Here is a 13,410-nt window from a genome sequence, read left to right as displayed (position 1 = left end):
AAAATAATCATCATCAATCACAATCAATTAAAAAATCAATCATGAAAAATTTTACCATTCATCTCGTAATTTTAATTTTCTTATTTGTAAGCAAGGTTATGGGGCAAGAAACTTTTGAATCAAAAGCAAAGAAAATTGCTAATAAAATCGAGAAAGTTACCAAAGAAGAAAAAGAAACTCTAAAACAAGAAGTTGAAGCTGTAAATGTTCAATTATCTGAAGGAAAAATTACACAGGAACAAGCTGATAAACGCAAAAAAGAATTGGCAGAAGCCAGAGCAGTTATAATCGAAGAAAAAGTGACTTTGGCTCAAAATGAACTCAATGATTTGGTTCAGCAAAAAGTAGACGGAAAACTGAAAGAACAAGATTCAACAAAGAAAGGCAAAATCGTTATTTACTGGGATAAACATGACTGGAACACTAATAAACACAAGGATTCTATTCGAGGCGAAAGAAGAACAACATCGCAGTTTGTTTTTGCGCTTGGTTTAAACAATACAATGATCGACGGAAAATATCAGGATTCTAATTACAGTTTTATAGGTTCGCATTTTTACGAGTGGGGTTTTACCTATAATTCAAGATTAATGAAAAACGATAATTTGCTGCATGCTAAATACGGACTTTCATTGATGTACAATAATATTCGCCCAACAGATAACAGAACTTTCGTGGTAAACGGTAATCAGACTAATTTAGAAACCAGCGCTGTAAATTTGACCGAATCCCGTTTTAGAAATGTTTATTTAGTACTTCCGGCTCATTTAGAATTTGACTTTACAAGACCAACAGTAAAAGACGGAAAAACGTATTTTAAAACACATAAAAGCTTCCGTTTTGGAGTTGGAGGTTACGCGGGAATTAATGTAAAATCAAAACAAATTTTAAAATTTGAAGAGGACGATTTGAAGTATAAAAGTACCATAAAAGGCGAATACAATGTAAATAATTTTATTTACGGCGTGAGTTCTTACATTGGTTACAGAGAATTAAGCTTATATGTAAAGTACGATTTGAATCCGTTGTTTCAGGACAATCTAGTTAAGGAAAACAATATTTCAATGGGACTTCGATTTGATTTTAATTAAGTTAAGAGTTTAAGTTTAGTTAGTAGAAAAAGTGCTTCGCGAGAGGCACTTTTTTTAGTTTTAAAATAAATTTCAGGATGGATTTATGTACTTTTACAGGCTTTCAACTTTAAAAAATAAATTTACGTTTTGATTTCACAAAATACAATTGACGCTGTTTTTGAAACTGCTCGAGTAGAGGAGGTTATTGGCGATTTCGTAAATTTGAAGCGTGCAGGAAGTAACTTTAAAGGTTTGAGTCCGTTCTCAGATGAGCGCTCTCCTTCGTTCATGGTTTCGCCCGCAAAAGGAATCTGGAAAGATTTTAGTACAGGAAAAGGCGGGAATTCTGTTAAATTCCTGATGGAACATTCGCAGTTTACTTATCCGGAAGCCATTCGGTATTTAGCAAAAAAATACAATATCGAAATTGAAGAAACCGAGCAATCTGAAGCCGAAAAAGCAAATACTGATATTCGCGAAAGTATGTATTTGGTTTCTGAATTTGCAGCCAAATATTTTCAGGATGTTTTATTAAATTCTGAAGAAGGAAAAGCAATTGGTTTATCTTATTTTAAAGAAAGAGGATTTACGAATGAAACCATTAAAAAATTCAATTTAGGATACTCTCCCGAAACCTGGGATGCTTTGACCAAAGAAGCATTAGGCAAAGGATATAAATTAGAATTTTTAGAAAGTACAGGATTAACAATTGCAAGAGAAGATCGCCCTTTTGACCGATTTAAAGGCCGCGTGATGTTTCCAATTCAAAGTATGTCGGGCCGTGTATTAGGTTTCGGAGGACGTATTTTGACCAATGACAAAAAAGCAGCAAAATATCTGAATTCGCCAGAAAGTGATATTTACCATAAAAGTAAAGTGCTTTACGGAATTTATCATGCGAAGCAATCCATCGCCAAGCAAAATAATTGTTATTTGGTTGAAGGTTATACTGATGTCATTCAGTTTAGTCAGGCCGGAATTGAAAATGTTGTGGCTTCATCCGGAACAGCTTTAACGCCAGATCAAATTCGTTTGATTAATCGTCTGACTAGAAATATTACTGTGCTTTTTGATGGTGACGCGGCAGGATTGCGTGCATCTATCCGTGGAATCGATTTGATTTTGGAAGAAGGTATGAATGTGAGGGTCTGTTCTTTTCCTGATGGAGAAGATCCGGACAGTTTCGCTCGAAAAAATTCGCATGATGAATTAGTCGCTTATTTAGAAAACAATAGTAAAGACTTTATACAGTTTAAAGCTTCGATTTTAATGAACGAGGCTAAAAACGATCCAATAAAAAAAGCCGATCTGATTAGAGATATGGTGGTCAGTATTTCGAAAATCCCTGATCGTATTCAGCGTGAAGTATATGTTCAGGAATGTGCTCGAATAATGGATATTTCAGAGCAGGTTTTGGTAAGTACTTTGGCACAGCTGATTCAAAAAGATATCGCAGAAGCTAATAAAAAGCAAAAACAAGAACAAAAACCTTTTGAAGTTCATAGAAACCAGCCTCCACAAAATGCTGGATTTTCAGGAGGAGATCCAGAAGATCCGAGAACGGGTCCGCCGGAGGGTTATGATTATCCGGGAGATCAGGGTTATTCAGCGGTGCAGGAACAAAAAGTAGATATTTTATATGAATTTGAACGAAAAGTCATTGAAATTCTTCTTTTGTATGGAAGTGTGGTTGAAAGTTTTGAAGATGTTTTCTTAAAAGCGGATGAGGAAGGAAATATAAAAGAAGTTTCTGAAAAAAGAGAATATAAAGTATTTGAAAAAATATATTTAAGCCTGCAGGAAGATGAGATTGAGTTATCGAATACGTTGTTTCAAAAGATTTTTAACGGTTTAATTGATTTTTATAACCAAAACGAAACATTCAGTTTAGATAAATATTTGATGCATTTGCCACCGGAATTTGCGCAAGAAGTAACAAATATTTTGATGGAAGATGAAAAAGTTGTTATTCACGATTGGGAGGGGCAGAATATTTTTCCGAAACATAAAAATGTAACCATCGAACAAAATGTTTCAGATACAATATTTTCATTGCGCTGGTATTTAGTTTCAAAAATTATTCATGATTTGAAAAATTCATTGATGACTGATCCGCAGGAAGACAATTCAGAAGTTTTATCAATGGTGGTAGATTATTCGAAATTACTTAATAATTTTTCGAAGAAATTGGGTCGGGTCGTAGTTCCTTATCATTAAAAATTCAAAAAGCTCTATATCAATAAACAATATAGAGCTTTTTTTTATGACTGATGGTCTTGCCGTAGCAAATCAACCATTAATTTAAATAATTTCTAAAGTCTTAGCTTTGTTTACTAAGTCAACTAAATTAGTAACGTTCAATTTAGTCAATAATCTTAATTTGTAAGTACTGATCGTTTTTTCGTTCAGATTTAAGATTTTAGAAATTTCATTGTTTTTCTTTCCGTCACTTAAGTAACGTAAAACTTCAATCTCGCGATTAGAAAGTTTTCTGTACAAACGTTCGCTCTTGCTTTGTTTGGCAATAAGGGCCATGTTTTTGCGAACTGTTTCATTGATAATAATTTTTCCTTCATGTACTTTAATAATAGAAAGACCTAATGTTTCAAGTTTTTCTGTTTTGTGTACATACCCTGAAACTCCTGCTTTAATTGCGTTTGGAGCATACATTTGTTCAGCGAGGTCACTAAAAATTACAATTTTTGTTTTTGGGAAGTTTTTCAGGATCGATTTAACTTCAAAGATGCTCGAAAGACCTTCTAACTCTAGATCTAGAATTAGGATGTCGATCTCCTTCGTCTGAAGAATGTCTCTAACCATTGAAAAATTGCCTACGTTGGCAACAATTGAAATTTGATCGTGGTCTTTAAAATAAGACTTAACGCCAAAGTGCGTCACAGGATGATTGTCTGCTAGACATACTTTAATCATAATTTTTACCTTTTTAGAATTGTTATCATGTTTTTGGAACGGTAAAATTAATAAATAAATTCTGTAGTTTATAGCTGACAAATGTTAAAAAGTTTTATTTTAACGTTTTTGGTATCAAACAGACCGGAATTGCTTCCATTTTATGCTTGTTGCTGGTGTTTAATCGTTTATAAATTTCGAAGACAGATTTTTCTCTCCCATCAAAGTCATCTGCCGTTTTTCCTGACTCCGCGGCCAACATTGCCCATTCAAGTTCATCATAACTTGCACCCAATTGATCTTCATCGGTACGATTATCGCCAAATAATCCGTCTGTTGGTGCTGCTGTTAAAATTGATTGCGGAATTGCTAAAAATTCTCCCAAAGCATAAACATCTGATTTCATTAAATCAGCAATCGGACTCAAATCGACACCGCCGTCTCCATATTTTGTATAAAATCCTACTCCAAAATCTTCTACTTTGTTTCCTGTTCCGGCAACAAGTAGACCATGAATTCCTGCTAAATAATATAAAGAAGTCATTCGAATACGAGCGCGTGTATTGGCTAAAGAAAGATTAACCTTTGCTTCGTCATCAGTTTTTGGAACCGACGCCTTAAAAGCTTCAAAAGTAGCCGTTAAATCGGTCTCTACACTTGAAACATTAGGAAAACGTTTTTTTAATTGCTCAATATGCTCTCTTCCTCTTGAAACTTGACTTTCTGCCTGATGAATTGGCATTTCAACACATAAAACTTGTAAACCGGTCTGAGCACATAAAGTTGAGGTGACAGCAGAATCAACTCCGCCAGAAATTCCAATTACAAAACCATTTACTTTTGCGCGTTCAGCATAATTTTTTAACCACTCTACAATGTGGATATTTACTTTTTCTGTTTGAATAGTACTTTTTTTAGCCATAATAGTTCAAGTTTTAAGATACAGGGATGTATATTTGCACAAATATTTTTAAGTATGGATTTATTTAAATTTATGCAACACAAATCTAATTAAAATAAAATGAAATTATATCGCTTTACGTTGCTTCTATGCGTGTTTTTTTTGTCCTGTGAACAAAAAAGCAAGGTCGAAAAAGAAGTTGAAGAAATTCCGGTTGACATTAAAGTAGAACGTTTTGATAAGTCGTTTTTTGAAGCTAAACCAGAAGATCTTGGGAAATTAAAAAAGCAATATCCGTATTTTTTTCCTGCAGGAAATGATGATGCTGTCTGGCTTCAAAAAATGCAGGAACCAATTTGGCGAGAAGTGTACAGTGAAGTGCAAAAGAAATATTCCAATATTGAGCCAGTACGTCAGGAATTCAATTCGCTTTTTCAACATGTAAAATATTATTTTCCTAAAACCAAAACGCCAAAGGTAATTACTGTAATTGGAGAAATGGATTATACGGCCAAAGCAATTTATGCTGACAGTTTAGTTATTGTCGCTTTGGAACTATATTTAGGAAAAGAACACAAGTTTTATGAATTCCCGAATTACTTGAAACAGAATTTTGAGGAAAAACAAATTATGCCAGATGTAGTTTCGAGTTTTACATATCGAAATATTCCAGCTTTTCCGGATAGAAATTTAGTTTCTCAAATGATTTTTGAAGGAAAACAATTGTATGCAAAAGATTTGCTTTTGCCTGAATATACAGATGCTGATAAAATTGGATATACACCAGAACAAATAAAATGGTGTGAGGAGAACGAAGCGTATATGTGGCGTTATTTTATGGAAAAAGAAATGCTGTATAGCGACGATCCAAAACTTACAACCCGATTTATTGCTCCGGCGCCGTTTTCTAAATTTTATTTAGAAATTGATAATGATTCGCCAGGAAGAGTGGGCGCATGGATTGGATGGCAGATTGTGCGTTCGTATATGAAAAATAACAACGTAACTTTGCCGGAATTATTAAAAGTTAATTCGAAAGAGATTTTCGAGAAGTCAAAATATAAACCTAAGAAATAATGTCAAATACAATAAATTCAGAAATTAAATTCAATATAGAATTAGATGAAAACCGTGTTCCGGAAAAATTAACGTGGAGTGCGCAGGACGGCGGTGTGCAGGCTGAAGAAGCAAAAGCAATTATGTTGTCTATTTGGGACAGCAAAGCAAAAGAAACTATGCGTATCGATTTATGGACAAAAGATATGCCTGTTGATGAAATGAAAATTTTCTTTCACCAGACTTTAGTAGCAATGGCAGATACTTTCAAACGCGCAACTGACGACGAAAAAATGTCGGATACGATGAAAGATTTTTGTGATTACTTTGCAGAAAAACTGGAATTGACAAAATAATTAAATTCCAAATATAAAAAATCCCAAATTCCAATCTTTTAAAATTGAAATTTGGGATTTTTTTGTTGATTATTTTCTCTTTCTATTGGAGTTTAAAACCCTGAGTTGTTTTTAAAAACTTCCTGATTTACTTCGTCTATATAAGTCAAAAGCTCTTCTTTTCCAATTGATTCTGTAGATGAGGTAACGAAATAATGAGGCATTTCGGCCCAATTGTTAGCGTACATTTGTTTTTTGTATGCGGCAATATGTGAGTCAATTTTCACTCTGCTGATTTTATCGGCTTTGGTGAAAATAATACAAAACGGAATTTCACTTTCTCCCATATACGACATAAATTCAATGTCAATATTTTGTGCTTCATGACGAATGTCAATCAAAACAAAAGCACATACAAGCTGTTCTCTATTTTCAAAATAATCAGTGATAAACTGCTGAAAAACAGATTTAGTTTTTTTTGAAACTTTTGCGTAACCATAACCTGGCAAATCGACTAAAAACCAATTGTTGTTGATTTTGAAGTGATTTATTAACTGTGTTTTTCCAGGTCTTCCTGATGTTTTTGCTAAATTTTTATGATTCGTAATCATGTTGATCAACGAGGATTTACCAACATTTGATCGTCCTATAAATGCATATTCCGGTAAAAATTCAGCCGGGCATTTAGATGCATCAGAATTACTGACAATAAATTCGGCAGAAGTAATTTTCATGTTTTGTTGTTTTTAAACTTTCTTTAAAAATTGAAAGTCAAATGCTAAAATTTATGCTCAGTAAGCCATTTTTCAAGAATCTCGTTGAATTCATCAGGATGTTCCATCATAGCGGCGTGTCCACATTTGTCAATCCAATACAAAGTTGAATTAGGCAATAATTTATCAAATTCTTCAGCAACATTTGGAGGTGTTACAGAATCGTTTTTACCCCAAATAATACAGGTTTCCACTGTCATTTTTGGTAGATCTTTAGCCATATTGTGACGAATTGCGCTTTTGGCAATCGTTAAAGTTTTAATCAGTTTAATACGGTCATTTGCAGTTGCGTACACTTCATCAATAAGTTCAGGAGTTGCAATTTTAGGGTCATAAAATACATCTTCAGCTTTCTTTTTGATGTATTCATAATCACCTCTTCTTGGATAACTGTCGCCCATTGCGCTTTCATAAAGACCAGAACTTCCAGTGATTACAAGTCCGGCAACTTTTTCCGGATAAAGTTTTGTGTGGTATAAAGCGATATGTCCTCCAAGAGAATTTCCAAGAAGAATAACTTTGTCAAACCCTTTAAAAGTAATAAAGTCTTTTACGTATTTGGCAAAACTTTTCACATTAGTTTTTAGAATACTTTGTGTGTAGATTGGCAAATCCGGGATAACAACTTTATATCCTTTTGATGGGAAATATTGCGCTACACCATCAAAATTACTAAGGCCTCCCATTAACCCATGCAAAATTACGATAGGAGTTCCTTCTCCAGCTTCAAAATAGCTGTATTTGCCTTCTTTTTTGTAGTGTTTGTCCATTTAATCTTATGCCAATTTCAATTTGGACAAATATAGGGTTAAATAAATAAAAATGAATTTTTGCTGATGATTTTTAACTAGATAATTTTTGTAGAATTTCTAAGTGCTTAGAAATCAGAATTTATGGTGTTTTTAGGCAAAAGCTTCAAATGTTAAGAAATCAAGAGAAAAAGCATTTTTTTAAGAAAATTAGTGCTTATTTTTTTTGAATGATTAACGTTATTAAGAAAACGCTAATGATAAGTTAAGGTATTGATTATCTATACTTTAATGAAGGTGGTAGAAAAGTGGTTAAACTTATTAACAAAGTGGTATATTGTGGTAAAATGTGGTATTTTTTTTTATATTTTTGTCCTATAACATCTTAATTGATTTTTTTGAACACAATTGTTGGAACATATGAGTGTAAAGTTGATGCTAAAGGAAGGCTAATGATGCCTGCACCTTTGAAAAAGCAATTGGCTTCATCGCTTCAGGACGGTTTCGTTTTGAAACGTTCCGTTTTTCAGCCGTGTTTAGAATTATATCCAATGGAAGAGTGGAATTTGATGATGCAAAAAATCAACAAGCTTAATCGCTTTGTGAAAAAAAACAATGATTTCATTCGAAGATTTACTGCTGGTGTTAAAATGGTGGAGATTGATGCATTAGGGAGGTTACTAGTGCCGAAAGATCTGGTTGCTTTTTCAAGTATTTCTAAAGATGTTGTTTTTTCTTCTGCGGTTAATATTGTGGAAATTTGGGATAAAGATTTATACGAAAAATCAATAAGCGGCGAAGATATGGATTTTGCTGATTTAGCCGAGGAGGTAATGGGAAATATTAATGACGACGACAATGGAATATCATAATCCGGTTTTGCTTCATCCAACAGTTGATGGTTTAAATATTAAACCTGATGGTGTATATGTGGATGTAACCTTTGGAGGCGGTGGCCATTCAAAAGAAATTTTGAGACGCTTAGGGCCAAATGGAAAATTGTTTGCTTTTGATCAAGACGAAGATGCACTTGCAAATGCACTGCCAGATGAAAGGTTTACCTTAATTAATGAGAATTTTAGATTTATAAAAAGGTTCTTGCGTTTTCATGGTGTAAGAGGAGTTGATGGAATCTTGGCAGATTTAGGAGTTTCATCACATCAGTTTGATGTTCCTGAGAGAGGTTTTTCTACAAGATTTGATGCCGATCTGGATATGCGGATGAGTCAAAAAAATGATTTGAGTGCTTATCGGGTGGTTAACGAATATGAAGAACAGGATTTACGTCGTGTTTTTTTTGATTACGGGGAGTTGAAAAACGCACCAGCCTTAGCCAGAACAATTGTTGAAGCTAGAAGAGACTATCCAATCAAAACAACAGATGAACTGAAAGAAGTTTTGAAGAAATATTTACCTGAGAAGGTTCGAAATAAAGTATTGGCTCAGATTTATCAAGCTATCCGAATCGAAGTAAATCAGGAAATGGATGTTTTAAAAGAGTTTATTGAGCAATCATTGGAGATTTTGAATCCGGGCGGAAGATTTTCGGTAATCTCTTATCATTCTTTAGAAGATAGACTGGTAAAAAGATTCATCAAAAATGGAATGTTTGAAGGAGAACCAGAACGCGATTTTTACGGAAATTTTTCAGTTCCGTTTAAAACCATCGGAAAATTGATTGTTCCTGACGATGCAGAAATCAAAATCAATAATAGAGCAAGAAGTGCAAAATTGAGAATTGCTGAAAAGATATAATATATAGGTAGAAATGAAAAGTGGAGTATTTGGCATATTAAAAGCAAGATTTCTAATCAATGATGACGCAATTAAAAACTGGCGTTTCATAGTTTTTATCATTTTGCTTGCCATTTTGATGATTGCAAATACACAGCGATACGAACAAAAGGTTTTTGAAATTGCAAAACTGAATAATGAAGTAAAAGAATTGCGATCAGAGTTTGTAGACCGACGTTCAGAATTAATGAAATTAAAAATGGAATCGACCATATCGGATAAAATGCTTGAAAAACAGATTTTTCCATCAACGGTTCCTCCAATAAAAATAGAAGTTAAAAAAGAAGAAGAAAAAAGTTTCTTTAAAAGAATATGGCAGTAGACGATAAACATATATCCTACAGAATTTACCTCGTAGCAGTTTTCATCTTTTTGATGGCAATTGCTATTGTTGTTAAATTGACCAATATTCAGTGGGTTGACGGAGATCATTACAGACAATTAGCAAAACAGCGTACGGTTAGAAATTTTATCATTCCGGCTAACAAAGGAAATATTTATTCGGCTGATGGAAGTTTATTGGCAACATCAATCCCAAATTATGAAATTCGATTTGATGCAAAAGCACCAAAAACCGAAACTTTTGAAAAATATGTAAAAGTTTTATCAGATTCATTAGCTACAGTTTTGGATAGGCCAGCAGGTTATTACGAACAGGAATTAAGAAGAGCCAGAGCAAATAAAAATCGTTATTATTTGATCGCTAGAAAGTTGAGTTATACTGAGTATGTAAAAATAAAAGGTTTTCCATTATTCAATTTAGGAGCTTTCAAAGGTGGGATTATAGTGGAACAGGAAACAGTTAGAAAGCATCCAATAGGGCAAATTGCTGAAAGAACTATTGGTTACGACCGAATTGATCCTGCAACCGGAATTGAAGTTGGAAAAGGAATCGAATGGGCTTTTAAAAGCTATTTGAACGGAAAAGATGGGAAAATCTTAAAACAAAAAATTGCAAAAGGTCAATGGAAACCAATACGTGATGTAAATGAAGTAGATCCGATTGATGGTTATGATGTGATTTCGACGATAGATGTATTTATTCAGGATATTGCACACCACGCCTTATTGAAACAACTTCAGGATTATGAAGCGGATCACGGTTGTGTTGTTGTTATGGAAACTGAAACAGGACATGTAAAAGCAATTTCAAATCTAGGAAGAGGTGAAGACGGATCGTATACTGAAACTACAAATTATGCTGTAGCAGAATCTCACGAACCAGGATCGACCTTTAAATTGGTTGATTTAATGGCAATTTTAGAAGATAAAGTAGCTGATACAAGTACGGTTTATGACAGTCACAATGGTGTTGTAAAATATTATGGAAGATCAGTCCGTGATTCACATAATGGTGGTTATGGAAAAATTTCATTAGCTCGCGGATTTGAGCTTTCGTCAAACACAGTAATGGTTCAGGCGGTTTATGATAATTATAAAAGCAATCCATCAAAATTTGTAGATCATATTAGAAATTTTGGTTTGGATAAACCGTTAGGATTGCATTTTAAAGGAGAAGGAAGACCAATTATTCCACATCCGGGTGGTAAAAGCTGGTCGGGAATTTCACTTCCATGGATGGCTTTTGGATATTCAGTTTCAGTTACACCAATGCAAACATTGGCATTTTATAATTCGGTTGCGAATAATGGTGTAATGGTAAGACCGCAATTTGTATCTGAAATTAAAGAATGGAATAAAACGATTAAGAAATTCGATGTAGAAGTGATTAATCCAAGGGTTTGTTCGCCGGAAACAATTAAAAAATTAAAAGCTGTTTTACAGAACGTGGTCAAAAAAGGAACAGGCTCCAAATTGTATTCGAAAGATTTTTCGATGGCTGGAAAAACAGGAACTGCTCAAATGAATTATGGAGGAAAAGAAGGGAAATCAGCCTTGTATTATGCATCTTCTTTTGTGGGATACTTTCCTGCTGATCATCCTAAATATTCTTGTATTGTAGTGGTTCATAAGCCAAATACGGCAAAAAATAATTATTACGGTGCAGATGTGGCAGGGCCGGTTTTTAAAAGAATTGCCCAAAAAATATTTACAGATGCGCCTTCAACAAATAAAATAAAACAGCTCGATTCTAAAATTCCAAAACAAGAAATCAGTTACGCAAAATTTGAGAAGGAATCAAACACAAAAACAAATGTAATTCCGAATTTAAAAGGAATGCCGGGAATGGATGCAATTGCTTTACTGGAAAATTTGGGTTTGAAAGTTAAAGTAAATGGAGTTGGAAAAGTGAAGAATCAATCGATTCAGGCTGGTCAAAATATTAGTAAAAACGCAATTATAGTATTAGAATTATCGTGAAAATACTTAAAGACATATTATACAAAGTAGCTATCGAATCAGTAACTGGTTCGACAGAAATTGGTATTCAAAAAATTGAATTTGATTCACGAAAAGTTGAAGCTGATAATGTTTTTGTGGCCATTCGTGGCTCCCTTTCTGATGGGCATGATTATATTGAAAAAGCAATTCAGTTAGGAGCAACGGCTATTATTTGCGATACGCTTCCTCAAAATGTTGAAAAAGGAATTTCATATATACAGGTAAAAGATACCAATACGGCTTTGGCTTTTATGGCTGCTAATTATTTTGGAGATCCCTCTTCAAAACTGAAATTAGTTGGAGTAACCGGTACAAACGGAAAAACAACCATTGCATCATTGTTGTTTCAGTTGTTTAAAAAAGCAGGTTTTAAAGTTGGATTGTTATCAACTGTAAAAATTATGGTTGATGAAACTGAATATCCTGCAACGCATACGACACCAGATTCTATTACGATTAATCATTTTTTAAATGAAATGATCGAAGAAGGTGTGACACATTGTTTTATGGAGGTAAGTTCGCATGGAATTCACCAAAAAAGAACTGAAGCGTTGCATTTTGTAGGGGGAATTTTTACGAACCTTTCTCATGATCATTTGGATTATCATCCAACTTTTGCAGAATACAGAGATGTAAAAAAATCTTTTTTTGATTCATTACCAAAAACAGCTTTTGCTTTATCAAATATTGATGATAAAAACGGAACTGTAATGTTGCAAAATACAGTGGCTAGAAAGTTTACATATGCTTTGAAATCATATGCAGATTTTAAAGCAACAATTTTAGAAAGCCAATTATCTGGTTTGCTGTTAAAAGTAAATGACAATGAAGTTTGGGTAAAACTAATTGGAACTTTTAATGCATATAATGTATTGGCGATTTACGGAACAGCAATCGAACTAGGAATGGATAGTCTTGAAGCGTTACGCTTACTGTCTGATTTAGAAAGTGTTTCAGGGCGTTTTCAATATATTGTTTCAGAAGGAAACGTAACAGCAATTGTTGATTACGCTCATACTCCGGATGCATTGGATAATGTATTAAAAACGATTAATGATATTCGTACCAAAAATGAACAATTAATTACAGTTGTTGGTTGCGGTGGAAACAGAGATAAAACGAAAAGACCAATTATGGCAAAAATTGCTTCGGACTTAAGCGACAAAGCAATTTTAACTTCTGATAATCCAAGAAATGAAGATCCTGAAGTGATTTTAGATGAAATGGAAAAAGGAGTTGAACCTCATAATTACAAAAGAATATTAAGAATTACGGACAGAAAACAGGCTATAAAAACAGCTTGTCAATTGGCTCAGCCAAATGATATTATTCTTATTGCAGGGAAAGGACATGAGACGTATCAAGAGATAAATGGTGTACGCCATCATTTTGATGATATGGAAACTGTAAAAGAAATTTTAGAGCAACTAAACAAATAATAATAAATTTTTAAGTTCAGATACCGCTACATAATTG

13 protein-coding genes are annotated in these 13,410 nt (G+C 33.6%); 9 read left to right on the top strand and 4 right to left on the bottom strand.

The features are described from left to right. The first annotated feature begins 41 nt into the window (after positions 1-41). Positions 42-1,091: a hypothetical protein gene (locus ACWA1B_RS14955; protein ID WP_456908223.1), complete on the top strand. Its 1,050-nt coding sequence runs from the start codon at positions 42-44 to the stop codon at positions 1,089-1,091. 129 nt (positions 1,092-1,220) lie between these two features. Next, positions 1,221-3,290 (top strand): DNA primase, encoded by a 2,070-nt coding sequence (dnaG, locus tag ACWA1B_RS14950; RefSeq protein ID WP_456908221.1) that lies wholly within the window; start codon positions 1,221-1,223, stop codon positions 3,288-3,290. An 84-nt stretch (positions 3,291-3,374) separates the two neighbouring features. Here the strand turns inward: dnaG and ACWA1B_RS14945 are convergent, their stop codons facing one another. Next, positions 3,375-4,004 carry a response regulator transcription factor gene (locus ACWA1B_RS14945; RefSeq protein ID WP_026730588.1) on the bottom strand — a complete coding sequence of 210 codons (630 nt, stop codon included), beginning with the start codon at positions 4,002-4,004 and terminating at the stop codon, positions 3,375-3,377. A gap of 94 nt (positions 4,005-4,098) precedes the next feature. Then, positions 4,099-4,905: an NAD(+) synthase gene (gene nadE / locus ACWA1B_RS14940; RefSeq protein ID WP_456908218.1), complete on the bottom strand. Its 807-nt coding sequence runs from the start codon at positions 4,903-4,905 to the stop codon at positions 4,099-4,101. A 99-nt stretch (positions 4,906-5,004) separates the two neighbouring features. Here nadE and gldB point away from each other — a divergent pair, with 99 nt between their 5' ends. Both gldB and gldC read left to right on the top strand, forming a co-directional pair. After that, positions 5,005-5,961: a gliding motility lipoprotein GldB gene (gene gldB / locus ACWA1B_RS14935; RefSeq protein WP_456908216.1), complete on the top strand. Its 957-nt coding sequence runs from the start codon at positions 5,005-5,007 to the stop codon at positions 5,959-5,961. Beyond that, positions 5,961-6,296, top strand: a complete 336-nt coding sequence (gldC, locus tag ACWA1B_RS14930) for a gliding motility protein GldC (protein ID WP_155102616.1) — start codon at positions 5,961-5,963, stop codon at positions 6,294-6,296. The genes gldB and gldC overlap by 1 nt, the downstream gene beginning before the upstream one ends. 92 nt (positions 6,297-6,388) lie before the next feature. On the opposite strand, the gene yihA is transcribed toward gldC, so the two are convergent. Beyond that, a complete protein-coding gene (gene yihA / locus ACWA1B_RS14925) occupies positions 6,389-7,009 on the bottom strand; it encodes a ribosome biogenesis GTP-binding protein YihA/YsxC (RefSeq protein WP_035651752.1) in 621 nt (206 codons plus the stop codon). Between the two features lie 44 nt (positions 7,010-7,053). Beyond that, positions 7,054-7,818, bottom strand: a complete 765-nt coding sequence (locus tag ACWA1B_RS14920; protein ID WP_456908214.1) for an alpha/beta fold hydrolase — start codon at positions 7,816-7,818, stop codon at positions 7,054-7,056. A gap of 377 nt (positions 7,819-8,195) precedes the next feature. On the opposite strand from ACWA1B_RS14920, the gene ACWA1B_RS14915 reads away from it, so the two are divergent. Genes ACWA1B_RS14915 through ACWA1B_RS14895 form a run of 5 tightly spaced genes read left to right on the top strand, consistent with a single transcriptional unit; the run spans position 8,196 to position 13,373 of the window. Beyond that, positions 8,196-8,669 (top strand): division/cell wall cluster transcriptional repressor MraZ, encoded by a 474-nt coding sequence (locus tag ACWA1B_RS14915; RefSeq protein ID WP_026730580.1) that lies wholly within the window; start codon positions 8,196-8,198, stop codon positions 8,667-8,669. Beyond that, the gene (gene rsmH / locus ACWA1B_RS14910) at positions 8,644-9,552 is read left to right on the top strand and encodes a 16S rRNA (cytosine(1402)-N(4))-methyltransferase RsmH (protein ID WP_426486296.1); all 909 of its coding nucleotides are present in this window, start codon (positions 8,644-8,646) and stop codon (positions 9,550-9,552) included. The genes ACWA1B_RS14915 and rsmH overlap by 26 nt, the downstream gene beginning before the upstream one ends. Before the next feature lie 13 nt (positions 9,553-9,565). Continuing rightward, complete coding sequence (locus ACWA1B_RS14905) at positions 9,566-9,913, top strand: FtsL-like putative cell division protein (RefSeq protein WP_035651754.1); 348 nt, start codon at positions 9,566-9,568, stop codon at positions 9,911-9,913. After that, positions 9,904-11,913 (top strand): penicillin-binding protein, encoded by a 2,010-nt coding sequence (locus ACWA1B_RS14900; protein ID WP_456908211.1) that lies wholly within the window; start codon positions 9,904-9,906, stop codon positions 11,911-11,913. The genes ACWA1B_RS14905 and ACWA1B_RS14900 overlap by 10 nt, the downstream gene beginning before the upstream one ends. Continuing rightward, positions 11,910-13,373, top strand: a complete 1,464-nt coding sequence (locus tag ACWA1B_RS14895) for a UDP-N-acetylmuramoyl-L-alanyl-D-glutamate--2,6-diaminopimelate ligase (RefSeq protein ID WP_456908209.1) — start codon at positions 11,910-11,912, stop codon at positions 13,371-13,373. Before ACWA1B_RS14900 ends, ACWA1B_RS14895 begins: the two co-directional genes overlap by 4 nt. The last annotated feature ends 37 nt before the right edge of the window (positions 13,374-13,410 follow it).

Source organism: Flavobacterium xizangense, from assembly GCF_054075145.1.
This window is presented reverse-complemented; position numbering and strand designations above follow the sequence as displayed.

Coding starts and splice junctions, on each gene's coding strand:
- ACWA1B_RS14955 (WP_456908223.1), top strand. CDS start 42: ATGAAAAATTTTACCATTCATCTCGTAATTTTAATTTTCTTATTTGTA.
- ACWA1B_RS14945 (WP_026730588.1), bottom strand. CDS start 4,004: ATGATTAAAGTATGTCTAGCAGACAATCATCCTGTGACGCACTTTGGC.
- nadE (WP_456908218.1), bottom strand. CDS start 4,905: ATGGCTAAAAAAAGTACTATTCAAACAGAAAAAGTAAATATCCACATT.
- gldB (WP_456908216.1), top strand. CDS start 5,005: ATGAAATTATATCGCTTTACGTTGCTTCTATGCGTGTTTTTTTTGTCC.
- gldC (WP_155102616.1), top strand. CDS start 5,961: ATGTCAAATACAATAAATTCAGAAATTAAATTCAATATAGAATTAGAT.
- yihA (WP_035651752.1), bottom strand. CDS start 7,009: ATGAAAATTACTTCTGCCGAATTTATTGTCAGTAATTCTGATGCATCT.
- ACWA1B_RS14920 (WP_456908214.1), bottom strand. CDS start 7,818: ATGGACAAACACTACAAAAAAGAAGGCAAATACAGCTATTTTGAAGCT.
- rsmH (WP_426486296.1), top strand. CDS start 8,644: ATGACGACGACAATGGAATATCATAATCCGGTTTTGCTTCATCCAACA.
- ACWA1B_RS14905 (WP_035651754.1), top strand. CDS start 9,566: ATGAAAAGTGGAGTATTTGGCATATTAAAAGCAAGATTTCTAATCAAT.
- ACWA1B_RS14900 (WP_456908211.1), top strand. CDS start 9,904: ATGGCAGTAGACGATAAACATATATCCTACAGAATTTACCTCGTAGCA.